This is a genomic window from Massilia orientalis (assembly GCF_030411975.2).
Classification (GTDB): domain Bacteria; phylum Pseudomonadota; class Gammaproteobacteria; order Burkholderiales; family Burkholderiaceae_D; genus Telluria; species Telluria orientalis.
The window spans coordinates 272,462-295,702 of the sequence record NZ_JASNRB020000008.1 but is presented as its reverse complement, the minus strand read 5'-3'; the positions used below and the strand labels follow the sequence as shown (position 1 = coordinate 295,702).

Below are 23,241 nucleotides of genomic sequence, written 5' to 3'. Positions count from 1 at the left end.
GCTGATGTGCGGTTGTACCGCAGGAAATCAAGGGCGTTTCCGTCGAATTTCGCAATTTCAGGCGGCCGGATTTTTCAGCCCACGCCCCAACAGGAAAATTTCCGAGGATTTGTCGCGGCTGGCCTTCGGTTTGATCTGTTTGACGACCTTGAACTCGGTGCGGAACTTCTCCAGGATCTGGGTAAACCCCATGTCCTTGAAGCATTTCACCAACAATGCCCCTGAAGGTTTGAGGTGCATTTGAGAGAACTCAATAGCGAGATCGATCAAATCCTCCATGCGCGCTGCATCCGCCGACGGAATACCGGAGAGATTCGGCGCCATGTCGGACAGCACGACGTCGGCCATGCGGCCTTCGAGGACGCCCGCCAGCTCGTCGAGCACCTCCTGCTCGCGGAAATCGCCCTGGATGAAATGCATGTCGGCGATCGGCTCCATCGGCAGGATGTCGAGGCCGATCATCGTGCCCTTGATGCCGCCCTCCTCGCCGCCGGCCAGCTTGCGCCGCGTGTACTGGCCCCAGCTGCCCGGCGTGCAGCCGAGGTCGACGATCACCTGGCCCGCCTTGATGAGCTTTTCGCTTTCGTCGATTTCCTTCAGCTTGTAGGCCGCACGGGCCCGGTAGCCCTCTTTCTGTGCCAATTTGACATAGGGATCGTTGATGTGATCGTGAATCCAGTTTTTATTGAATTTGTTCTTGGCCATTCGCGTAAAATACTGCTTTTAATAGGTATCTCAAAATAACATCATGATCAAACTTACACCGGTCGAGCGTGCAGCGCTGCGTGCGGAAGCCCACGGACTCAATCCTGTCGTCATGATCGGCGCTGACGGCCTGACCGAGGCCGTCATGAAGGAAGTCTCGTCCAGCCTCGACGCACACGGCCTCATCAAGGTACGCGTGTTCGGCGACGACCGCGAAGAGCGCATCGCGATCTACGAACGCATCTGCGCGGAACTCGACGCCGCGCCGGTCCAGCACATCGGCAAGCTGCTCGTGCTGTACCGCCCGAAGAAGGACGACGTCAAGGAACGTTCGGCCAAGTCCGGCAAGGGCCTGCGCGAAGTCACCATCGTCAAGCCGAGCCCGAGTGGCACCAAGAAGCCGACCGTGACCAAGGTCCTGCTGAAAGGCAACGAGCGCGTCACGCAAGGCGGCAACATCAAACGGGCCAAGCCACGTCAGGCCAGCACCAAGAAGACGGCCCTGAAATAAGCCGTGTTCACCAAAAATTAACCGGGGCCGCTACCCCGGTTTTTTTTATGCCTCAGCGGGCCTTCACGACAAGAAGCGCGCCAAGGATGCTCTCGGCCAGGTACAACACCTGCGAGACCCCGTGCAGCGCCGCGAACGTGCCCCACTGCGGCGACGCCCGCACACCGGCCGGTCCGGCCGCTGCGCGGATCGCCGCCATCATCGGCTGCAGGCCCAGGTAGACGACGAGGCTGCATGCCACCATGCTGACGATCAGCGCATACAGCCAGCGCTTGCGCCGCGCGTCCACATCCGCCGCACGCGACGTCAGCAGCGCCAGCAGCACGGCCAGCGCCATCGCCAGCCAGGCCGAGCGCGTCAGCATGACGCCGACGACGTTGCCCGCCTGCGTGCTGTCGAGCACGGCGAACGCGCTCGGCGCGGCCAGGTAGCTGACGGCCCAGATACTGCCGGCCCACAGGGCGGCCAGCAGCAGGCGCGCGTTGGCGAGCATCGTGGCGGAATTAAACGTAGCGGACTTCCAGGATTTCGTATTCGCGCGGGCCGGACGGCGCCTGCACTTCGACCACGTCGCCGGCGTATTTGCCGATCAGCGCGCGCGCGATCGGCGAGGTGACGGAGACCTTGTTCTCCTTGAGGTCGGCTTCGTCGATGCCGACGATCTGGTAGGTGACCTTCTGGCCGTTGTCGAGGTCTTCGAGGTCGACGGTCGAAGCGAACACGACGCGGCCTTCCGCATCCAGCGTGGACGGGTCGATGATCTGCGCGGTGGACAGCTTCTGCTCCAGCTCGGCGATTCGGCCTTCGACGAAGGCCTGGCGCTCCTTGGCGGCGTCGTATTCGGCGTTTTCCGACAGGTCGCCGTGCGAGCGCGCCTCGGCGATCGCATCGATCACGTTGCGGCGTTCCTTGGTCTTGAGCTGGTGCAGCTCTTCCTTCAACTTCTCGGCGCCGAATTTGGTCAATGGAGTGTTCATCGTATTCTGTTCTCAGTGTTTGCGGACGTACCAAGTGAAAACCACAGAGCCGCACGGCGCAAGCCGCGCGAACTCTGTGGTCTTAGGTACTGCTAAGCGGTGGTGCTATGTTACCGCATCGCCGCTTAGTTTAAGGTTTTATGCAGGCCTTGTAAATCGTACACCCGCAGTTCGTCCAGGTGACGCATGCCCTGCACGGCCGCCTCGGCGCCGGCGATGGTCGTGTAGGTGACCACGCGCGCCTGCAGTGCCGACGTACGGATCGTACGCGAGTCGGCGATGGCGCTGCGCTTCTCTTCGACCGTGTTCACCACCATCGCGATCTCGTGGTTCTTGATCATGTCGACGATGTGCGGACGGCCTTCGATCACCTTGTTGACCGGAGTGACCGGGATGCCGGCGGCGGCGATGACGGCCGCGGTGCCCTTCGTCGCGACGAGCGAGAAGCCCAGTTCGACGAGGTCGCGCGCCACTTTCACGGTGCGCGGCTTGTCCGAGCCCTTCACGGACAGGAACACGCGGCCGGTCTCCGGCAGGATGATGCCGGCCGCCAACTGCGACTTGACGAACGCTTCGCCGAACGTCATGCCCACGCCCATCACTTCGCCGGTCGACTTCATCTCGGGGCCGAGAATCGTGTCGACGCCGGGGAACTTCACGAACGGGAACACGGCTTCCTTGACGCTGTAGAACGGCGGCACGATCTCTTTCGTGATGCCCTGCTGTGCGAGCGTCTGGCCGACCATGCAGCGCGCGGCGATCTTCGCCAGCTGCAGGCCCGTCGCCTTCGACACGAACGGCACGGTACGCGAGGCGCGCGGGTTCACTTCCAGCACATACACGGTGTCCACGGTCTGGCCGTCGACTTCCGACTGCTGGATCGCGAACTGCACGTTCATCAGGCCGACGACGTTCAGCGCCTTCGCCATCAGCGAGGTCTGGCGCTTCAGTTCATCGATCGTGGCCTGCGCCAGCGAGTACGGCGGCAGCGAGCATGCGGAGTCGCCCGAGTGCACGCCGGCCTGCTCGATGTGTTCCATCACGCCGCCGATGAAGGTCGTCTCGCCGTCCGAGATGCAGTCGACGTCGACTTCGATCGCGTCGTTCAGGAAGCGGTCCAGCAGCACCGGCGAATCGTTCGACACCTTCACGGCCTCGCGCATGTAGCGCTCGAGGTCGCGCTGCTCGTGGACGATCTCCATCGCGCGGCCGCCCAGCACGTACGACGGACGCACGACGAGCGGGTAGCCGATCTCGGACGCCAGCGCCAGCGCTTCGGCTTCCGTGCGCGCGGTGCGGTTCGGCGGCTGGCGCAGGCCCAGGTCCTGCAGCAGCTTCTGGAAGCGCTCGCGGTCTTCGGCCGCGTCGATCATGTCCGGCGACGTGCCGATGATCGGGACGCCGTTCTTTTCCAGGTCCAGCGCCAGCTTCAGCGGGGTCTGGCCGCCGTACTGGACGATCACGCCTTCCGGCTTTTCCAGGTCGACGATTTCGAGCACGTCTTCCAGGGTCAGCGATTCGAAGTAGAGGCGGTCGGACGTGTCGTAGTCGGTCGACACGGTCTCCGGGTTGCAGTTGACCATGATGGTCTCGTAGCCGTCTTCGCGCATCGCGAGGGCCGCGTGCACGCAGCAGTAGTCGAACTCGATGCCCTGGCCGATGCGGTTCGGGCCACCGCCCAGCACCATGATCTTCTTCTTGTCGGTCGGGTTCGATTCGCACTCCTCGTCGTACGTCGAGTACATGTACGCGGTGTTGGTCGCGAATTCGGCGGCGCAGGTGTCGACGCGCTTGTAGACCGGACGGATGCCGAACTCGTGGCGCTTGGCGCGCACGGCTTCCGGCGTCGTCTGCATCAGGAACGCGAGGCGGCGGTCGGAGAAGCCCTTCTGCTTCAGTTTATACAGCGTCGGCTTGTCGAGGCTGTCCAGCTTCTGGTGATCCAGCCACAGTTCGATGTCGACGATTTCCTTGATCTGGATGAGGAACCACGGATCGATCTTGGTGAGGTTGTGCACCTCTTCCAGCGTGAAGCCCTGCGCGAACGCATCGCCCACGTACCAGATGCGCTCCGGACCCGGCTCGCCCAGTTCTTCCTCGATCTTTTCGCGGTCGCGGGTCTTTTCGTTCAGGCCGTCGACGCCGACTTCCAGGCCGCGCAGCGCTTTCTGGAACGATTCCTGGAACGTGCGGCCCATCGCCATCACTTCGCCGACGGACTTCATCTGCGTGGTGAGGTGCTTGTCGGCGGTCGGGAATTTCTCGAACGTGAAACGCGGGATCTTCGTCACGACGTAGTCGATCGACGGCTCGAACGAGGCCGGGGTCGCGCCGCCGGTGATCTCGTTGCGCAGCTCATCCAGCGTGAAGCCGACGGCCAGCTTCGCCGCCACTTTCGCGATCGGGAAGCCCGTGGCCTTCGATGCCAGCGCGGACGAACGCGACACGCGCGGGTTCATCTCGATGACGATCATGCGGCCGTCTTTCGGGTTGATCGAGAACTGCACGTTCGAGCCGCCCGTGTCGACGCCGATCTCGCGCAACACGTTGATCGACGCGTTGCGCATGATCTGGTATTCCTTGTCCGTCAAGGTCTGCGCCGGCGCGACGGTGATCGAGTCGCCGGTGTGCACGCCCATCGGGTCCAGGTTCTCGATCGAGCAGACGATGATGCAGTTGTCCTTCTTGTCGCGGACGACTTCCATCTCGTACTCTTTCCAGCCGAGCAGCGATTCTTCGATCAGCAGTTCGGAGGTCGGCGACGCTTCCAGGCCGCGCTTGCAGATCGCTTCGAATTCTTCTTCGTTGTAAGCGATGCCGCCGCCCGAGCCGCCCATCGTGAACGACGGACGGATGATGGTCGGGAAGCCCAGTTCGCGCTGCACGGCGCGCGCTTCGTCCATCGAGTGGGCGATGCCGGAACGGGCCGAACCCAGGCCGATCTTGGTCATCGCTTCCTTGAACTTGAAGCGGTCCTCGGCCTTGTCGATGGCTTCCGGCGTCGCGCCGATCAGTTCGACCTTGTACTTGTCGAGGACGCCGTGGCGGTGCAGGTCCAGCGCGCAGTTCAGCGCGGTCTGGCCGCCCATCGTCGGCAGGATCGCGTCGGGACGTTCCTTGTCGATGATGCGCTCGACGGCCTTCCACGTGATCGGCTCGATGTAGGTGACGTCGGCCGTTTCCGGGTCCGTCATGATGGTCGCCGGGTTCGAGTTGACCAGGATGACCTTGTAGCCTTCTTCGCGCAGCGCCTTGCAGGCCTGGGCGCCGGAGTAGTCGAATTCGACCGCCTGGCCGATGACGATCGGGCCCGCGCCGATGATCAGGATGCTTTTGATGTCAGTACGTTTTGGCATTTATTTCTTCTCACTTGCTGGCGTGGGCTTGCATCTTGCTGATGAAACGGTCGAACAGGTAGGCGACGTCCGTCGGGCCTGGCGACGCTTCCGGGTGGCCCTGGAAGCAGAACGCCGGCTTGTCGGTACGCTCGAAGCCCTGCAGCGAGCCGTCGAACAGCGACACGTGGGTCACGCGGCAGTTGGCCGGCAGCGTCGCGGCATCGACTGCGAAGCCGTGGTTCTGCGACGTGATCATGACCTGCTTCGAATCCAGGTCCTGCACCGGGTGGTTGGCGCCGTGGTGGCCGAACTTCATCTTGACGGTCTTCGCGCCCGAGGCCAGCGCCATGATCTGGTGGCCGAGGCAGATGCCGAACGTCGGGATGCCCGAGTCGATCACTTTCTTCGTCGCGGCGATCGCGTAGTCGCACGCGGCCGGATCGCCCGGACCATTGGCCAGGAAGATGCCGTCCGGATTCAGCGCCAGCGCTTCTTCCGCGGTGGCTTGCGCCGGCAGCACGGTGATCTTGCAGCCGCGCTCGGCCAGCATGCGCAGGATGTTGCGCTTGACGCCGTAGTCGAAGGCGACGACGTGGAACTGCGGGTTCTCCTGCTTGCCGTAGCCCTCGCCCAGCTTCCATTCGGTCTGGTCGAACGTGTACGGTTCCTTGACGGAGACGACCTTCGCCAGGTCCATGCCGTTCAGGCCGGGGAACGAGCGCGCCAGTTCCAGCGCCTGCGCTTCCGACGGCTCATTGCCCTGCGTGCCGGTCAGGATCGCGCCGTTCTGGGCGCCCTTCTCGCGCAGGATGCGGGTCAGCTTGCGGGTGTCGATGCCGGCGATGGCGACGACGTTTTCCTGCTTCAGGTAGTCCGACAGCGATTGGGTGGAGCGGAAATTCGAGGCCAGCAGCGGCAGGTCACGGATGATCAGGCCGGCGGCGTGGACTTTCGAGGCTTCGACGTCTTCGGCGTTGATGCCGTAGTTGCCGATATGGGGGTACGTCAGCGTGACGATCTGACGCGAATAGCTGGGGTCGGTCAGGATTTCCTGGTACCCGGTGATGGCGGTATTGAATACCACTTCACCGATGGTGTGACCGGCGGCGCCGATCGAATATCCTTTGAAAATGGTTCCGTCTGCCAGAGCGAGGATGGCTGGAACGGCTGGGCCAGAAAAAAATGGCGGCAAGGGCAACTCCCGATAAAGTCGCCGTAGGCTGCGCCACGTCAGACCGGCCTGAACAGGGTGTGGGCATGCATCTCGCCCAGTGTTACAGGTCGCTAGATAGAGGTATGTGTGGGGTAGTCGCTACGGCAGATAAGTGATGGCTAAACCTCTGAATTATAGCGCGATTTATATCGGCCGGCAATCGCCTGCCCCACGTTTTTCCTCTAAATACCCTGCAGAAAAAAATCGGCGGGCGGGCGCGACGATCTGTCGCACCACGCCCGCCGACTTGACGTAAACGTAAATTACAAGCCCAGCGCGGCGATACCGGCCTTGGCGATCTGCGCGTCTTCCGCCGATTTCACGCCCGACACGCCCACGGCGCCGACGACTTCGCCGTTGACGACGATGGGCACGCCGCCTTCCAGCATGCCGTCCAGTTCCGGCGCACGGGCGAACGACACGCGGCCGTTGTTGATCATGTCCTCGTAGATCTTCGACTCACGACGGCCCAGCGCGGCCGTCCTGGCCTTGGCCGGGGCGATGTGGGCCGACACCGGGGCGGCGCCGTCCAGGCGCTGCAGCCACAGCGGGTGGCCGCCGTCGTCGCAGATGGCGATGACGACTTTCCAGCCGTTCGCGACCGCTTCGGCTTCGGCGCCGGCGGCGATCTTCTTGATGTCTTCGAGGGTAAGGACGGGCTTGGTTTGCATCTTGAGTCTTTCTTTCGTGTGGCGTTACAAAAAAGGTCTGCGGTCAGCGCGCGGCCGACAGCGGGGCCGGTGTGCCCTGTTTGGCCTTCAGCCTGGCCTTGAGGTCGGCCATGACGCCGGCCGCGGCCTGCTCGCCGGCCAGCACGGCCAGGTTGCGGCCGGTGAAGTCGGCGCTGCCCATCGTGCCCAGCGCGGGCGTGATGACGACGTCGGCATCCTTCAGCTCGTACTGGTTCAGGCGCTGGCCCATGATGGTAAAGGTCTGCATCAGCACGTCCACGGAACTCGCGGTGGCCTGCGCTTCGGTCGCACTGGAGATATTAACCGCGATGATGAATTCGGCGCCCATTTCCTTCGCGAAGCGAACGGGCACGGGGGCGACGAGGCCGCCGTCGACGTAGCTGCGGCCGCCGATGACGACCGGCTGGAACACGCCGGGCACGGACGACGACGCGCGCACGGCCATGCCGGTGTTACCGCGGCGGAACAGGATCGGCTTGCCCGTCTTCAGGTCCGTGGCGACGGCGCCGAACGGAATCTTGAGCTTTTCGATCGGCTGGTTGTGCACGGCCTTGTTCACATAGGTCTGCAGCGCCTCCCCTTTCAGCACGCCGGGGGCCTTGCTGAAGAACGGGATGGCCCAGTCGGAGATCGTCGTCTCGTCCATGTCGAGGGCGATCTTCTGCAACTGGAATCCGTTGTAGCCGGACGCGTACAGCGCGCCGACGACGGAACCGGCACTCGTGCCGACGACGATGTCGGGCACGATGCCCTGGGCTTCCAGGGCCTTGATCACGCCGATGTGGGCGAAGCCGCGCGCGGCGCCGCCGCCGAGGGCGAGCGCGATTTTCACGTGACGCAGCGGGACGGGAGCCGGCGTGGCGGCCACCGGCGCGGCCGGCTGGGTGGGCGTGGAGCCGCAGCCCGCGAGCAGTGCCGCGGCGCCGAGCGTGGCAAGAAGGGAACGTCGGGAGAAGGTCATCCGGAGCGAGCTGATAAACGGGCAAAGATGGGATTGTAACCCGATACTGGCCAATCTCGCGGGATCCGGCAGTGCAGGCGAACTTGGGTACCCGCCTGCGCGGGTACGACGTTTCAGGGCCTCAGGCCGCAAGACCGTCGCCCCTGCGCAGGCAGGGGCCCAAGTTGTTGTTACCCAGGCAGCGACGTATTCGGCAGCGTGGCCGTAAACACGCTGCCCTTGCCCGGCGTGGACCGGATCGCGAGCTTGCCGCCGTGGCGCAGCAGCACGTGCTTGACGATGGCGAGACCGAGGCCCGTGCCCTGCGTCTCGCGCGAGCGGCTCTTGTCGACGCGGTAGAAACGCTCCGTCAGGCGCGAGATGTGCTGCTCGTCGATGCCGATGCCGTTGTCGATCACTTCGAAACGCAGGTCGTTCGGGCCGCGCAGCCAGCGCAGTTCGATCCGGCCGCCTGCCGGCGTATAGCGCACGGCGTTGCTGGCCAGGTTGCCGAACGCGCTGCGCAGCTCTTCGCTGCTGCCCATCACGTCCGGACCGTCGACGGCGAAGTCGATCTCGTGGCGGCCGTTCGACAGCGCGCGCGCGTCGTTCGCCACCTGCCCGACGAGGGCGCGCACATCCACGCGCTCGCGCTTCAGGGGATACTCGTCCGATTCGAGGCGCGACAAGGTGAGCATGTCCTCGATCAGCCGCTGCATGCGCTGCGCCTGTTCCGTCATCAGCATCAGGTGCGCGGTGCGGGTCTTCTCGTCCAGGCCCGGGTCGGCGAGCGCGATCTCGAGGAAGCCGACGATCACCGTCAGCGGCGTGCGCAGCTCGTGCGATGCGTTGGCGATGAAGTCGCGGCGCATCGCTTCGATGCGTTCCGTCTCGGTGGCGTCGTGGGTCACGAGGATTTGCCGGCGGTTCTCGAACGGGATGATCTGCACGATCAGCTTGCGGCCGCGGATCGACAGGGTGAGCGGCTGTTCGTAGCGGCCAAGAATCAGGTAGTCGATGAATTCCGGGTGGCGGATCAAATTGGTCACGCGCCGGCCCTTGTCCTGTTCCAGCGTGAGGCCCAGGTGGTGCTCGGCCGCCGGGTTGCACCATTCGAGGAACAGGACGTCGTCCATGATCGCCACGCCTTCCGGCAGCAGATGCATGGCCTGGCGGAAGCGCGCGAGCCATTCCGTCAGCTCGTCGCGGTTGCGTTCGTCGTCGCGGCGGAGGCGGTACAACCGGGCGAAGACGTCCGTCCACGCGCCCCACCCGTCCGGCAGCTTCGTGCTCTGCGGGTCGTCGAGCCACTCGCCCAGCTTGTGCAAATAGGCCAGTTGGGAAATCAGCAGGCCGAGCGTGATGAGCAGCGCGAGCGCCAGCCCGGAGACAGGACCCAGCAGCCACCACGCGATGCCGGCGACCGCGAGCATCAGGGCCAGGCGCAGCAGCGCCGGGACCCAGAACATGACGCGAGGATTCAAGCGGACGACCTTTCTATTTTTCTTTCTCGCTCAGCATGTAGCCCACGCTGCGCACGGTCTTGATCAGCTTTTCCGCTTCCTTCAACGCCTTGCGCAGGCGGAGGACGTGGACGTCCACCGTGCGTTCCTCGACGGCCGCGGCGTCGCCCCACACCTTGTCGAGCAGCTGGCTGCGCGAAAACACGCGCTCGCGGTGCGCCATCAGGAATTTCAGCAGGCGGTATTCGGCGTTCCCCATATCGAGCTGGCGGCCGTCCAGGGTGACCGTGCAGCTGGCCGGATCGAGCATGACCGGACCGGCCGACAGCGGCGCCTCTGCCAGGTGCGGGCTCTTGCGGCGCAGCAGCGCTTTCGAGCGGGCCACCAGTTCGCGCGGCGAGAACGGCTTCGTCACGTAGTCGTCGGCGCCGGTATTGAGCCCCGCGATCTTGTCCTCTTCCATGCTCTTCGCCGTCAGCATGATGACGGGGATGTCCTGGAAATCGCGGTCGCCGCGCAGGCGCGACAGCAGGCGCAGGCCGCTCTGGTCGGGGAGCATCCAGTCCAGCAGCAGCAGGTCGGGCCTGCCGTGCACGATCGAATCCCAGGCCGACGCCACGTTCGCGGCCGTGCGGATATCCCAGCCCGTCTCGCGCAGCGAATAGCTCACCAGTTCGACGATCGCCGGCTCATCTTCGACAATCAGGACGCTCGTGTTGGCCGCCATCGATCACCCTTCTCCGCCGGCCGCGACGGCTTGCGGTTTGCTATGACGAATATCCCTGCCCTCGACCACGTAGATCACGTACTCGGCGATGTTCTTCGCGTGGTCGCCGATGCGCTCGATCGCCTTCGCGACCCACAATACGTCCAGCGCCGACGAGATCGTGCGCGGGTCTTCCATCATGAACGTGATCGTACTGCGCATGATGGTGCGGAACTCGTGGTCGATGACGTCGTCCTGGGCGATGATCTGCACGGCCGCCTTGCCGTCCAGGCGCGCGAACGCGTCGAGCGCGTCGTGCAGCATGTCGGCCGTGGCGCGCGAGATCGTGCGCACCGTCTCGTAGTGGTTGAAGCTGACCATGCCGCGCTCGTGCAGGCTCTTGGCCGTGCGGGCGATCTTGGCGGCCTCGTCGCCGATGCGCTCGAGGTCCGTGATCACCTTGATCGTCGCCATGATCGTACGCAGGTCGTTGGCGGCCGGCTGGCGGCGCACGATCAGGTGGCTGCAGGCGTCGTCCAGCTGCACTTCGAGCTGGTTGACGGCGTGGTCGTCCGCCACGACCTTGTCGGCCTGCTCGGTGTTGCCGACGCGGAACGCATTCACCGCCTCGTCGAACTGCGTTTCCACCATGCCGCCCATGAGCAGCACTTTCGACCGGATCGCTTCCAGTTCCTGGTCGTACTGCTTGGAAGAGTGCTCGCCTACCATGTGTCCATCCTGTTCAATTTGGTTATCTTACCGTATCAGCCAAAGCGACCGGTGATGTAGTCTTGGGTTTCTTTTCGTACAGGGTTCAGGAACAGCTGGTCGGTCTCGCCGAATTCCACCAGTTCGCCCAGGTACATGTACGCCGTGTAGTCCGAGCAGCGCGCGGCCTGCTGCATGTTGTGCGTGACGATGGCGATCGTGTAGTCGCCCTTCAGTTCGCTGATCAGTTCCTCGATCTTCGACGTCGAGATCGGGTCCAGCGCGGAGGTCGGCTCGTCCAGCAGCAGCACGTCCGGCTTCACCGCGACGCCGCGCGCGATGCACAGGCGCTGCTGCTGGCCGCCGGACAGCGACAGGCCGCTCTTGTTCAGCTTGTCCTTCACTTCGGTCCACAGCGCGGCCTTCTTCAGCGCCCATTCCACGCGCTCGTCCATCTCGCCTTTCGACAGGTTTTCGTACAGCCGCACGCCGAACGCGATGTTGTCGTAGATGGACATCGGGAACGGCGTCGGCTTCTGGAACACCATGCCGATCTTCGCGCGCAGCATGTTCACGTCGACGCCGGGCTCCAGGATATTCCGGCCGCGGTACCGGATGGCGCCTTCCGCGCGCTGGCCCGGGTACAGGTCGTACATGCGGTTCAGCGTGCGCAGCAAGGTCGACTTGCCGCAGCCCGACGGGCCGATGAATGCCGTGACCTGCTTGTCGTGGACGTCCAGGCTGACATTCTTCAGGCTCTTCGTCTTACCGTAATAAAAGTCCAGGCCGGAGATCTCGATCGTCTTGGTCTTCGGCTTGGCGTTGGTCGCCGGCGGCGTCGGGGTGGACAGGGTCTGGGTCATCATGGAGGTCATCATTGCGGGTTCTTTTGGCGGAACAGGGTCCGCGACAGGATATTCAGGAGCAGCACGCTGAACGTCACCAGCAGTGCGGCGCCCCAGGCGAGGCTGCGCCAGTCTTCGTACGAGCTCATCGCGAACAGGTAGATCGCCACCGGCAGGTTGGCCATCGGCTGCTTCATGTCGAGGCTGAAGAACTGGTTGTTCAGCGCGGTGAACAGCAGCGGCGCCGTCTCGCCGGCGATACGGGCCACGGCCAGCAGCACGCCGGTCACGACGCCCGCCTTCACGGCGCGCAGGCGCACCATCATCGCCACTTTCCAGCGCGGCGCGCCCAGCGCGAACGCCGCTTCCAGCAGGCTGTTCGGCACCAGGTGCAGCATGTTGTCGGTCGTGCGGACGACGACCGGGATCGCGATCAGCGACAGCGCGATCGTGCCCGCATAGCCGGAGAAATGCCCGAAGCGCGCCACGCACAGGGCGTACACGAACAGGCCGACCACGATCGACGGCGCCGACAGCATGATGTCCGTGACGAAGCGCGTGACGGCGGCGAACTTGTTGTTCTGGCCGTACTCGGCGAGATAGATGCCGGCCAGGATGCCGACCGGCGTCGAGATCGCCGTGGACAGGCCGACCATCATGAGGCTGCCGACGATCGCGTTGCGCACACCGCCCGGGCTGCCCGGCGCCGGCGTGTCCATCGTGAACAGCGTGTGCGACAGTGCGCCGAAGCCATTGACCAGCAGGGTCTCCAGGATCCACAGCAGGAAGCCGAGGCCGACGGCCATCGCCAGCACGGACAGCGCGATGCCGATGCGGTGGCCCAGCAGGCGGCGCCGATACACTGAATTGACAACGGCATCCATTACTTCACCCCTTCCTTGCGGGACATCCCGACGAGCATCAATTTGGCGGCCGACAGCACGATGAACGTGATGGCGAACAGGATCAGGCCCAGCGCGAACAGCGAGGACACGTGCAATTGCGAGCTGGCTTCGGCGAATTCGTTGGCCAGCGTCGAGGAAATCGAATTACCCGGCGCGAACAGCGACAGCTTGATGTCGTTGGCATTGCCGATGACGAACGTGACGGCCATCGTCTCGCCCAGCGCGCGGCCCAGGCCCAGCATCACGCCGCCGACGACGCCGGCGCGGGTGTACGGCAGCACGATCTTGCGCACGACTTCCCATTTGGTGCAGCCGAGGCCGTAAGCGGATTCCTTCAGCACGGCCGGGACGATCTCGAACACGTCGCGCATGACGGAGGCGATGAACGGGATGATCATCACGGCAAGGATGATCCCGGCGGTCAGGAGGCCCAGGCCCATCGTCGGGCCCTGGAAGAACGGGCCGATGAACGGCAGCACGCCCAGCGTCTTTTTCAGGAACGGCTGGATGGTGTCGCCGAACAGCGGCGCGAACACGAACAGGCCCCACATGCCGTAGATGATCGACGGCACGCCGGCCAGCAGTTCGACGGCCATGCCCATCGGGCGGCGCAGCCAGGCCGGGCAGATCTCGGTGAGGAACAGCGCGATGCCGAAGCTGATGGGGAAAGCGACGAGCAGCGCGATGATCGACGTGACCAGCGTGCCCGTGATGGCGATCAGCGCGCCGAATTTGTCGTTGACGGGATCCCACTCGTTGGTGATGAGAAAGGATGCGCCGAATTCGCGGAACGCAGGCGCCGCGCCGATCGCCAGGGAAATGATGATGCCCACGAGGACGATCAGGACGCTCGCGGCGAACAACAGGGTCACCTTGTGGAAGATGAAGTCCTGGATGCGCTGCACGCGCATGGTATTGCGCAGTGCGACGTTGCGGGCTTCTTCCTGCAACGCGGCCTGGCCGGCCTCGTCGGCGGCGAGCGCGGGGTGTGCGTTCATGTGTTTGTCCAATTTATTACCTAGAAGCAAAAACGCGTCACTCCCACCTGCCCGACCTCGCGCCGGGAGGTGGGAGCGACGCTACCCACATTCAGGGATTGCTCACCTTGGGTTTGCCCGATTACCAGATCGCCTTGCCCGAACCGTCTTTCAGGTTGTTCTTCCAGGCGGCTTCCACCAGCTTGGTGACGGACTCCGGCATCGGCACGTAGTCCAGCTCGTTGGCGGCGGCGGTGCCGCTCTTGAAGGCGTAGTCGAAGAACTTCAGGACTTCCTTGCCCTTGGCGCCATCGGCCTGCGACTTGTGAACGATGGCGTACGTCACGCCGGTGATCGGCCATGCGTTCTTGCCCGGCTGGTCGGTCAGGACGACGCCGAAGCCCGGTGCCTTGATCCAGTCCGCGTTGGCGGCGGCGGCCTTGAAGTTGTCGTCGTCCGGCTGCAGGAAGTTGCCGTCGCGGTTCTTCAGCTGGGTGTGGGCCAGCTTGTTCTTCTTGGCATATGCCCACTCGACGTAGCCGATCGAGCCCTTGATGCGCTGGACGTTGGCGGCGACGCCGTCATTGCCCTTGCCGCCCACGCCGACAGCCCATTTCACGGCGGTGCCTGCACCGATCTTCGCCTTGAAGTCCGGATTGGTCTGCGACAGGAAATTCGTGAACAGGAACGAGGTGCCCGAACCGTCGGCACGGTGCACGACCGTGATGTCTTCGGCCGGCAGCTTCACGCCCGGGTTCAGGGCGGCGATGGCCTGGTCGTTCCACTTGGTGATCTTGCCCAGGTAGATGTCCGCGACGACCGGACCGGTCAGTTTCAGCTGGCCCGGCGCCACGCCGTCCAGGTTGACGATGGCGACGACGCCACCCATGATGGTCGGGAACTGCATCAGGCCCGCTTCGTTCAGCTCTTCGACCGGCAGCGGCATGTCCGATGCGCCGAAGTCGACGGTCTTGGCCTTGATCTGCTTGATGCCGGCGCCCGAGCCGATCGATTGGTAGTTCAGGCCATTGCCGCTGGTCTTCTTGTACATCTCCGCCCATTTCGCGTAGATCGGGTAGGCGAAGGTGGAACCAGCACCGGTGATGTCGGCGGCCAGGGTCGCGGTGCTCGCGAACGCGGCGGTGGTGCCGATGATGATGGTTGCCAGCAGTTGCTTCATGCGCATATCAAGGTCCTTTGGTTAGGTGTGACACGGTTGATGCTGCGCAGTGTAGTGAGCAAATATGACGGCTTTATGACATGACCAACCTTGCCATATGACATGCGGGATGCATCATGTGACGGCCCGAAAAAAACATGTCACACAGCCCTGCGTGCCTTGTCACAATGTGCGGCTCCACCCTCTCCCACCGTCGAGAAAAGTGCCTTGTAAATACTTTTTCTTATGCTAATTTGAAAGTGTTTATGCAGTATGGAGGAGTAGTCCTACAATCTCGAATGACAAATGAGGGGGGGGAGCGCTCAACGGCGTTCGAACGGTATGTTATTCATTACAGGGATGCTGACCGGGATGGTCGTCCTCGTGCTGTATGGGGTGATTTCCGAAGGCATCGGGTGTTCACAAAAGTTGCACGACCGCTATCACGAATAGCATTGGGGGCCGCAGAGGTCTCATCAAAGAAAAAGCGGCGGGGCCCAAGGCACCCGCCGCTTTTCTTGTCAACCGGCCAATGAATCAGCGCAGGAAGCGTGACACCTGGCTCATCGCCGCCAGGTCCAGGTTCATGAACTGCAACCCGGCCTTGAATTCACCATTGCTGAAAATACAATACATCACCTTGACGCGCCCATGCAGGGGGAACGGCGTGCCGTCGACGAGCAGGTCGAAGCCGACCTGGCCCGTCTGCCCCGCCTGCAGCGGATGCGGCACGGTAATGCTGACGCCATTGGCGCCGATGTCGGATGTACGTCCCTGGACGGGGGCCTGGCCTTCCATCGCCAGGACGGCCCGCACCTTCAGGATCTTGCGTGCGGATTGCCTCTGATCTATTGCCACGATTAACCTGTGAGCCTTTTAAAAACGAGGTGGCATTATAGGTGCAAACGATAACCTTGCGTGTTACCGCTATTTAAGTTACGGCGATCAGTCGAGCTCGCGCAGCTTGCTGAATGCTTCATCGATCCGCTCGACGGCCACGATATTCATTCCCTCGATCTTTTGCTTCGGCACATTGGCTTTCGGGATCACGGCGACGGAAAAGCCCAGCTTCGCCGCCTCGCGCAAACGCTCCTGCCCACGCGGGGCAGGGCGGATCTCGCCGGCCAGGCCCACCTCGCCGAACACGACGAGGCCGCGCGGCAGCGGCTTGTTGCGCATCGACGAATTGATCGCCAGCAGGACGGCCAGGTCGGCCGCCGGCTCCGTGATCTTGACGCCGCCCACCGCATTGATGAATACGTCCTGGTCGAACGCGGCGATGCCGGCATGGCGGTGCAGCACCGCGAGCAGCATCGCGAGGCGGTTCTGCTCGAGGCCGACGGACAGCCGGCGCGCATTCGGCAAATGACTCGCGTCGACGAGCGCCTGCACTTCGACCAGCAGCGGCCGGGTACCCTCCTGCGTCACCATCACGCAGGAACCGGGCACCTGGTTGTCGTGTTGCGACAGGAATAGTGCGGACGGGTTCGACACGCCTTTCAGTCCCTTTTCCGTCATCGCGAACACGCCCAGCTCGTTGACGGCGCCGAAACGGTTCTTGATGGCGCGCACGAGACGGAAGCTGGACTGCGTATCACCTTCGAAATACAGCACGGTGTCGACGATGTGCTCCAGCACGCGCGGCCCCGCGAGCGCGCCCTCCTTCGTCACGTGGCCGACGAGGATGATCGTCACGCCCGTCTGCTTGGCCACGCGCGTGAGCTGCGCCGCGCATTCGCGCACCTGCGAGACGGAACCGGGGGCCGACGTCAGCGCATCCGAGTACAAGGTCTGGATGGAGTCGATGACGGCGACGTCCGGCTTGAGGTCGGCAATGGTGCCGAGGATTTTTTCCAGCTGGATCTCGGCCTGCAGCTTCAGGTCTTTCGCCTCGACCTGCAGGCGGCGCGCGCGCAGGGCGATCTGGGCGCCGGACTCCTCGCCGGACACGTACAGCGTGCTGCGCGCCGCAGCCAGGTTCGCCAGCGCCTGCAGCAGCAAGGTCGACTTGCCGATGCCGGGATCGCCGCCGATCAGCACGACGCCGCCCGCGACGAGGCCGCCGCCCAGCACGCGGTCGAATTCGTCGATGCCGGTGCCGAAGCGGGGCACATCGATCGCCTCGATGTCGGCCAACGACAGCACGGGGGCCGTCTGCGCCAGGCTTTTATGCATATGCGGCGTCTGCGACATGCGGTTCAGGCCGGCGGTCTCGACCTGCTCGGTCATCGTGTTCCAGGCCTTGCAATCGGCGCATTGGCCGGTCCAGCGGCTGGCGACGCTGCCGCAATCGCTGCAGACGAAACTGGTACGGGGTTTAGCCATGATTCCTTTTATTTACAAGACGGGATCGCACCCGAGCGGCGCCTCGGCCACGCGTACGCGCGGCGCCACGGCGCACATCAATTCATAGCCGATCGTGCCGGCGGCATGCGCCACCTCGTCGATCGGGAGACCATCGCCCCACAGGGTGACCTTGCTGCCCACGCGCGCGTTCGCAATGGGCGACAGGTCGACGGCCATCATGTCCATCGACACCCGGCCGACGAGCGTCGTGCGGATGCCGTCCACCAGCACGGGCGTGCCGTGCTCGGCGTGGCGCGGGTAGCCGTCCGCATAGCCGCAGGCAACGACGCCCACCGTCATGTTCCGGTCCGCCTGGAAGCGGCTGCCGTAGCCCACGCTGTCGCCCGGCTCGATGTGCTGGATGCCGATGATTTCCGATTTCAGCGTCATCGTGGGCAACAGGCCGTAATCCTTCGCCGAGCGGCCGCCCGGCGTGCCGCCGTACAGCATGATGCCGGGGCGCACCCAGTCGCTCTGCAATTCCTGGACGAGCTCCGCCGTGTGCAGCACGCCGCCCGAATTCGACAGGCTGCGCTCGCCCGGCAGACTGTCCGCGCCCAGGCGGAAGCGGCGTACCTGCTCGCCGATCGACAGGCGCGGATGCTCCAGCTCGTCCGCGTTCGCGAAATGCGTCATCAAGGTGATGTTGCGGATGCCCGGAATGGCGCGCAGCCGCTGGTACGCCGCGGCGAACTCGTCCGGGAGGAAGCCGAGGCGGTTCATGCCCGTGTTCATTTTCAGGTGCACGTCGATGGGACGGTAGAGCTGGGTGTACTCCAGCATCTTGACCTGCTCGATGCAATGGACCGTGCTGTTGACATTATGTTCAGCCAGCAAGGGGATGTCCGACGTGTCGAAGATTCCCTCTAATAACAGGATCGGCTTCACCCAGCCCAGCTCGCGCAGGCGCAGCGCGTTTTCCGTTTCGATCAGGGCCAGGCCGTCGGCCTGCGCGAAGCCGCGCATGCCCCGCTCAAGGCCGTGTCCGTACGCATTCGCCTTCACCACCGCCCAGACGTTCGCCTGCGGCGCACAGGCGCGCGCACGGGCCAGATTGTGCTGCATGGAGTCGAGGTGGATGGTGGCGTGCAGGGGACGTGGCATGGCTTGCAGATGGGGGCGACGGCTGAGAACGAAAGGTTTATTTTACTCCCGGCAGTGAAATGCCGTATTGTCGATTCCTTGGGCTAAGCGGTCTTTCATGGTATAAAGCAACCCATCCAGTTTTTTGAACCTTTCGAATGAACCGTGGTTTTTATACCATCATGGCGGCGCAGTTCTTCTCGTCGCTGGCCGACAACGCGCTGATATTTGTCTCGATCGGTCTGCTAACGGCGATGAAAGCCCCGGCTTCGCTCACTCCGCTGCTGAAGCTGTCGTTCGTCTTGTTCTACGTCCTCCTGGCGCCATTCGTCGGCGCGTTTGCCGATTCGATGCCCAAGGGACGGGTGATGTTCACCGCCAATTTAATCAAGGTTTTCGGCTGCTGCCTGATCTTCTTCGGCGCGCACCCTCTCATCGCCTGCACCGTCGTCGGCTTCGGCGCCGCCGTCTATTCCCCCGCCAAATACGGCATCCTGACCGAGCTGCTGCCGGCCGAACGACTCGTCGCGGCCAACGGCTGGATCGAGGGCCTGACCGTCATGTCCATCATCCTCGGCGCGGCCATGGGCGGCGCCCTCGTCAGTGCCCACGGCAGCGCCTGGCTGATGACGCTGGACGTGCCCTATATCGACACCGGCATCAACTCCTCGACCAAGGCCCAGCTCGCCGTGCTGATCGGCGTGTACGCGCTGGCGGCCGGCTTCAACCTGCGCATCCCGGACACCGGCGCCCGCTACGAGCACCAGGAACGCAATCCGGCCAAGCTGATCGCCGATTTCGCCGACTGCTCCGCCACGCTGTGGAAAGACAAGCTGGGCCAGATCTCGCTGGCCGTGACGACGCTGTTCTGGGGCGCCGGCGCGACCCTGCAATTGATCGTGCTGGAATGGGCCAAGCGCTCGCTGCACATGTCCCTCGACAAGGCGACGGGGCTGATCGGCGTCGTCGCCATCGGGTCCGCGATCGGCGCGGCGATGGCGGCGAAGATGATCCCGCTGAAGAAATCGCTGACCGTGATCCCGCTCGGCATCATCATGGGCCTCGTCGTGACCTCGATGACGATCGTGTATTCGCTGCCGATCGCCGTCGTGCTGCTGCTGCTCATCGGCCTCCTGTCCGGCTACTTCGTCGTGCCGATGAACGCCCTGCTGCAGCACCGCGGCCACGTGCTGATGAGCGCCGGCCACTCGATCGCCGTGCAGAACTTCAACGAGAACCTCTCCATCCTCACCATGCTGGCGCTGTACGCCATCATGATCACGCTGAGCCTGGACCTGGACATCATCATCGTCCTGTTCGGCCTGTCGCTGGCCGGCATCATGTGGCTGATCGGCCGCCGCCACGCGGCGAACCAGCGCGAGCACGACTCGCTCGCGCTGATCGGCGAGCACAAGCACTGATTCAAGGCGTCGGTCGTAACACCGGGGTCAGAGCCCAAATTTTGGCAAGGTCCATAACGCAATTTCCAAAAACCGGGCTCTGACCCCGGTTTGCGGCGGTTAAGGATGCAGGCGGGCGTTGGCGCGGTCGCGCCAGTCGTCCGGGACGATGAAGCCTCGTTCGAATTCCACGATGTTGTCCGGCTCTTCGCGCACGAGCGCCACGAGCACGGGCGCGCTCGAGGCCATGAAGTGGTCTTCCAGTTCCGCAGCCAGCTGGGCCTTGTCCAGCATCCACACAGCCGATTGCGCGCGGAACGGCGGCAGCCATTGCAGGCGCGGCAGGATCAGGAAGCGGTCGCCGGGCAAGGCATCGAGTTCGGCCAGCGGGCACCAGAAGCCGCGGCAATGGCCCGCCGTGATGCCCTGCATGGCCTGGTACGTCCCGCGCGGATAAAACAGCCAGCCCTTGACGAGCGCGCGCGCCGCGACGACGGGCCGCGGCAGCACGTCCTGCGCGGCCGGGTGGCTGCCCAGTTCGAGCTGGCGCTCGAACACCTTGCGCATCTTGCGGCCGAGGCTGTCGGCCAGGTTCGGACCGACGAACGTGTCGAAGCCCGTCGTGGCATCGCCCTGCAGCAAGTAGAATTTGGTGGCGAACTCGATGTGCTCGACGCCGCCCTCATTCCCCCCACCCTCCGCATCCAGCAGAAAATCGAACTCGCCGACGGTGTCGTTGCGGCTGGCCCGTACCTGCAGGCCATGCGCGACGAGGCGGCCCTGGTGCGCGAAATAAAAGGCCATCAGCTTTTCCGCGTACAGGCCGAGGCGCGTATACATTTTCGAACCGAGTGCCGCGTCCAGCGGTGCGGGATCGGCATCGAGTTCGGCCAGCCAGCGCGCTGTCTCTTCCGTCATCGGACCGAGCGTCGCGATGCGGCCTTCCCAGTGCGGGTCGTGGATATCGAGGAGGTCGGGGGCGTCCAGCAGCCAGGCCAGCGCCCGCACCCGCGCACGCCGCAGATGGCGCCAGCGGCGTTCGAACAGCGCCTGGTACGTGTCAGCCTGAGCGCGCACGGGCGTTCCTTGCCCTGCACAAGTCGGCCCACGCGAGGGCCTTGTCGGCGCCGCGCCGCAGCAGTTCGCCCGGATGCAAGGTCGCCACCAGGTTCACCGTGCGTCCGCCCGTCTCCAGCGCGTGAGCGCTGCCCCGCGCGCCGGCCAGCGGTTCCGGCAGCGGGCGGCCCAGCAAGGTGTTGGCGGCGATCTGGCCCAGGGTCAGCACGGTCTCCGCGCCCGTCAACGCCACCTCGCGTTCGAGATAGGGACGGCACGCGGCCGCCTCCTGCGGCGTGGGCGCGCGCTCGCCGCCGTTCGGCGTCGTCGGGCGGCATTTGATGAGGTTCGTCACGTAGACGTCGCGCTCGCGGCCCATGCCAACGGCTGTGAGCATATTGTCCAGCAGCTTGCCGGAATCGCCCGCGAGCGGGACGCGCGCCTTGTCATCGGCAGCCGTCGTGGCCCCGGCCGCGACGACCCAGCGCGCCTGCTTCGCGCCCGTGCCCGGCACCGGCGCGCGCCCTTCGCGGCACGCGCTGCAGCGGCGGCACGCGGCGATGGCGATGGTGAGCTGGTCCCAGTCCATGGCCGCGATCTCTTCCGGCGTCGCGTCGCTCGGCAAGGCGGCATCGTCCCAGGCGGAATCGTGGTCGGCCGGCGGCGCCAGCGCGGACACGGATTGCGCGACGGGTTGCAGCGGCGTCGGTCCGGGCGGACGCGGCCCCGCCGGCGCAGGCCGTGGCGGGAGCACGGCCGGCGCCGGCTGCGGCGCGGCCGGCTCGGCGACCGGCGCCAGTGCGGACGCCGACTGCGCCACCGGCTGCAGCGGCGTCGGTCCCGGGACGATGGCCACGTCGGCCTCGACGGCAGCGGCAGCAGATGCCGGCGCCGTGCGCAACTGCCACAGCGGCCCGAGGCCCATCTCGTTCAGGAAGATGGCGTCGCGTTCGCTGACACCGTTCATAACACATACCTCATCACGATCGCATCCTCGCGCCGCCCTTCGTGCGCGGGATAATAGCCCTTGCGGCGGCCGATCTCTTCATAGCCGTAGCGCCGGTACACCTCGAGTGCGCGCGTGTTCGACGGCCGCACCTCGAGCAGGATCGACGCCATGCGCTCTGCCCGCGACCTGGCCGCGATGCGGTCCAGCAGATAGCGCCCGACGCCGCGCCCGTGCAGCGGCGCCGCGACGGCCACGTCGAGCAGATGGGCTTCGTCCAGCGCATACATCAACAGGAAATACCCGGCCAGCGCGCCCGTCGGCGCGCGCAGCACCCAGGCGTCATAGCCGCTCGCGAGCGAGTCCATGAAATTCGCGCGGCTCCACGGATGCGGAAATACGCTGCATTCGAGGGCATGCACCTCGTCGACGTCGCCCACGACCATCGGGCGCAGTTCCAGGTGCGCGACCTCCGTCATCGCGCATCCGCCTTGGCCGCGTTGATGGCCTGGCGTTCGGCGCTCGTGTACGCGACCTTGTTGCGCAGGTAGAGCGGTTGCGCCTCGTCGGCCGGCACCGCGCGGCCCGCCGCCAGTGCAGCCACGCCCAGCACCGCGAATTCGCGCGCATGCGGCAGGATGTCGCCGTGCGCACCGGCCGCAAAAGGCGCGTCCGCGAAGGCTTCCGGATACGCCGCGAAGCCATTTCCGCACGCGGCCAGGCCGTCGACCATCTCCGGCGCGACTGCGCCCGGCGCGCTCAGCGCAGGCTCGCGCACGGCCTGCCATGCGCCGGTCCAGCGGTACTGCGCCCAATAGACTTCGCCCATGCGCGCATCCAGCACGGCAAGCACGTCGGCCGCGCCCGTGCGTGCGCGGCACGCCTCGGCCATCGCTTCCAGCGTCACCAGCGGCAGCACGGGTTTGCGCGCGCCAAACGCGAGACCCTGCGCCACGCCACACGCCGTGCGCACGCCCGTGAACGAACCCGGACCGGCGCCGAATGCGATCGCGTCGCAGTCGGCCAGGGCGATGCCGGCGTCGCGCAGCAGTGCCTGCACCATGGGCAGGACGGACTGCGAATGCGTGCGTACGCCGGACGATTCGCGGGTCAATACGCGGGGCAATAGAGGGGTGTCCGCGCCGTCCGCGCTGTTCAATAACGCGCAGGACGCCAGCTCGGACGAGGTTTCGATGGCGAGGATGATAGGCATGGCGTATTGTAACCCGGCGGCCCGGCCAGCCAAAAGCGCGGAACCGTTGTAGAATCGC

At 64.7% G+C, this 23,241-nt stretch carries 23 protein-coding genes; 2 read left to right on the top strand and 21 right to left on the bottom strand.

Annotated features, from left to right (window positions below; all coding sequences use genetic code 11):
• Nucleotides 1-57 precede the first annotated feature (57 nt).
• The gene (locus QPK29_RS15265; RefSeq protein WP_056127987.1) at nucleotides 58-705 is read right to left on the bottom strand and encodes an RlmE family RNA methyltransferase; all 648 of its coding nucleotides are present in this window, start codon (nucleotides 703-705) and stop codon (nucleotides 58-60) included.
• Between the two features lie 43 nt (nucleotides 706-748).
• Between QPK29_RS15265 and yhbY the strand changes: the two genes are divergently transcribed.
• A complete protein-coding gene (gene yhbY / locus QPK29_RS15260) occupies nucleotides 749-1,216 on the top strand; it encodes a ribosome assembly RNA-binding protein YhbY (protein ID WP_056331231.1) in 468 nt (155 codons plus the stop codon).
• A 52-nt stretch (nucleotides 1,217-1,268) separates the two neighbouring features.
• Here the strand turns inward: yhbY and QPK29_RS15255 are convergent, their stop codons facing one another.
• The 16 genes from QPK29_RS15255 to alr form a co-directional block, all read right to left on the bottom strand.
• Nucleotides 1,269-1,709, bottom strand: a complete 441-nt coding sequence (locus QPK29_RS15255) for a DUF4149 domain-containing protein (RefSeq protein WP_371769890.1) — start codon at nucleotides 1,707-1,709, stop codon at nucleotides 1,269-1,271.
• Nucleotides 1,710-1,719: 10 nt separating this feature from the next.
• Entirely contained in the window at nucleotides 1,720-2,193 is a 474-nt protein-coding gene (gene greA / locus QPK29_RS15250) for a transcription elongation factor GreA (protein ID WP_056127980.1), read from the bottom strand.
• 125 nt (nucleotides 2,194-2,318) lie between these two features.
• Complete coding sequence (gene carB, locus QPK29_RS15245) at nucleotides 2,319-5,549, bottom strand: carbamoyl-phosphate synthase large subunit (RefSeq protein ID WP_056127977.1); 3,231 nt, start codon at nucleotides 5,547-5,549, stop codon at nucleotides 2,319-2,321.
• 10 nt (nucleotides 5,550-5,559) lie between these two features.
• Nucleotides 5,560-6,723, bottom strand: a complete 1,164-nt coding sequence (carA, locus tag QPK29_RS15240) for a glutamine-hydrolyzing carbamoyl-phosphate synthase small subunit (protein WP_056127974.1) — start codon at nucleotides 6,721-6,723, stop codon at nucleotides 5,560-5,562.
• Between the two features lie 284 nt (nucleotides 6,724-7,007).
• A complete protein-coding gene (locus tag QPK29_RS15235) occupies nucleotides 7,008-7,415 on the bottom strand; it encodes a heme-binding protein (protein ID WP_056127969.1) in 408 nt (135 codons plus the stop codon).
• Between the two features lie 43 nt (nucleotides 7,416-7,458).
• Nucleotides 7,459-8,397: a patatin-like phospholipase family protein gene (locus QPK29_RS15230; RefSeq protein ID WP_371769891.1), complete on the bottom strand. Its 939-nt coding sequence runs from the start codon at nucleotides 8,395-8,397 to the stop codon at nucleotides 7,459-7,461.
• A gap of 170 nt (nucleotides 8,398-8,567) precedes the next feature.
• Nucleotides 8,568-9,860 carry a phosphate regulon sensor histidine kinase PhoR gene (gene phoR, locus QPK29_RS15225; RefSeq protein ID WP_371769892.1) on the bottom strand — a complete coding sequence of 431 codons (1,293 nt, stop codon included), beginning with the start codon at nucleotides 9,858-9,860 and terminating at the stop codon, nucleotides 8,568-8,570.
• Nucleotides 9,861-9,873: 13 nt separating this feature from the next.
• Nucleotides 9,874-10,566: a response regulator gene (locus tag QPK29_RS15220; RefSeq protein WP_056127958.1), complete on the bottom strand. Its 693-nt coding sequence runs from the start codon at nucleotides 10,564-10,566 to the stop codon at nucleotides 9,874-9,876.
• Nucleotides 10,567-10,569: 3 nt separating this feature from the next.
• Entirely contained in the window at nucleotides 10,570-11,274 is a 705-nt protein-coding gene (gene phoU, locus QPK29_RS15215; RefSeq protein ID WP_056127954.1) for a phosphate signaling complex protein PhoU, read from the bottom strand.
• A 35-nt stretch (nucleotides 11,275-11,309) separates the two neighbouring features.
• Entirely contained in the window at nucleotides 11,310-12,116 is an 807-nt protein-coding gene (gene pstB / locus QPK29_RS15210) for a phosphate ABC transporter ATP-binding protein PstB (protein ID WP_371770032.1), read from the bottom strand.
• Between the two features lie 11 nt (nucleotides 12,117-12,127).
• A complete protein-coding gene (gene pstA, locus QPK29_RS15205) occupies nucleotides 12,128-12,982 on the bottom strand; it encodes a phosphate ABC transporter permease PstA (RefSeq protein ID WP_371769893.1) in 855 nt (284 codons plus the stop codon).
• Nucleotides 12,982-13,914: a phosphate ABC transporter permease subunit PstC gene (gene pstC / locus QPK29_RS15200; protein ID WP_371770033.1), complete on the bottom strand. Its 933-nt coding sequence runs from the start codon at nucleotides 13,912-13,914 to the stop codon at nucleotides 12,982-12,984. Before pstC ends, pstA begins: the two co-directional genes overlap by 1 nt.
• A 208-nt stretch (nucleotides 13,915-14,122) precedes the next feature.
• On the bottom strand, nucleotides 14,123-15,166 hold the full coding sequence (gene pstS / locus QPK29_RS15195; protein ID WP_056127946.1) for a phosphate ABC transporter substrate-binding protein PstS: 1,044 nt from the start codon (nucleotides 15,164-15,166) through the stop codon (nucleotides 14,123-14,125).
• Between the two features lie 510 nt (nucleotides 15,167-15,676).
• The gene (locus tag QPK29_RS15190; RefSeq protein WP_082577727.1) at nucleotides 15,677-15,997 is read right to left on the bottom strand and encodes a PilZ domain-containing protein; all 321 of its coding nucleotides are present in this window, start codon (nucleotides 15,995-15,997) and stop codon (nucleotides 15,677-15,679) included.
• A gap of 87 nt (nucleotides 15,998-16,084) precedes the next feature.
• Complete coding sequence (gene radA, locus QPK29_RS15185; RefSeq protein WP_371769894.1) at nucleotides 16,085-17,464, bottom strand: DNA repair protein RadA; 1,380 nt, start codon at nucleotides 17,462-17,464, stop codon at nucleotides 16,085-16,087.
• Between the two features lie 12 nt (nucleotides 17,465-17,476).
• Complete coding sequence (gene alr, locus QPK29_RS15180) at nucleotides 17,477-18,589, bottom strand: alanine racemase (RefSeq protein WP_371769895.1); 1,113 nt, start codon at nucleotides 18,587-18,589, stop codon at nucleotides 17,477-17,479.
• 137 nt (nucleotides 18,590-18,726) lie between these two features.
• Between alr and lplT the strand changes: the two genes are divergently transcribed.
• Nucleotides 18,727-19,989 (top strand): lysophospholipid transporter LplT, encoded by a 1,263-nt coding sequence (gene lplT / locus QPK29_RS15175; protein ID WP_056127936.1) that lies wholly within the window; start codon nucleotides 18,727-18,729, stop codon nucleotides 19,987-19,989.
• Nucleotides 19,990-20,088: 99 nt separating this feature from the next.
• Here the strand turns inward: lplT and QPK29_RS15170 are convergent, their stop codons facing one another.
• The 4 genes from QPK29_RS15170 to tsaB are packed head-to-tail and all read right to left on the bottom strand — an operon-like array spanning nucleotide 20,089 to nucleotide 23,183.
• The gene (locus QPK29_RS15170) at nucleotides 20,089-21,045 is read right to left on the bottom strand and encodes a DUF1853 family protein (RefSeq protein ID WP_371769896.1); all 957 of its coding nucleotides are present in this window, start codon (nucleotides 21,043-21,045) and stop codon (nucleotides 20,089-20,091) included.
• Complete coding sequence (locus tag QPK29_RS15165; RefSeq protein ID WP_371769897.1) at nucleotides 21,029-21,991, bottom strand: uracil-DNA glycosylase; 963 nt, start codon at nucleotides 21,989-21,991, stop codon at nucleotides 21,029-21,031. Before QPK29_RS15165 ends, QPK29_RS15170 begins: the two co-directional genes overlap by 17 nt.
• Nucleotides 21,988-22,449, bottom strand: coding sequence for a ribosomal protein S18-alanine N-acetyltransferase (rimI, locus tag QPK29_RS15160; RefSeq protein WP_056127931.1), 462 nt, complete (start codon nucleotides 22,447-22,449; stop codon nucleotides 21,988-21,990). The genes QPK29_RS15165 and rimI overlap by 4 nt, the downstream gene beginning before the upstream one ends.
• Entirely contained in the window at nucleotides 22,446-23,183 is a 738-nt protein-coding gene (gene tsaB / locus QPK29_RS15155; protein WP_371769898.1) for a tRNA (adenosine(37)-N6)-threonylcarbamoyltransferase complex dimerization subunit type 1 TsaB, read from the bottom strand. The genes rimI and tsaB overlap by 4 nt, the downstream gene beginning before the upstream one ends.
• Nucleotides 23,184-23,241 lie beyond the last annotated feature (58 nt).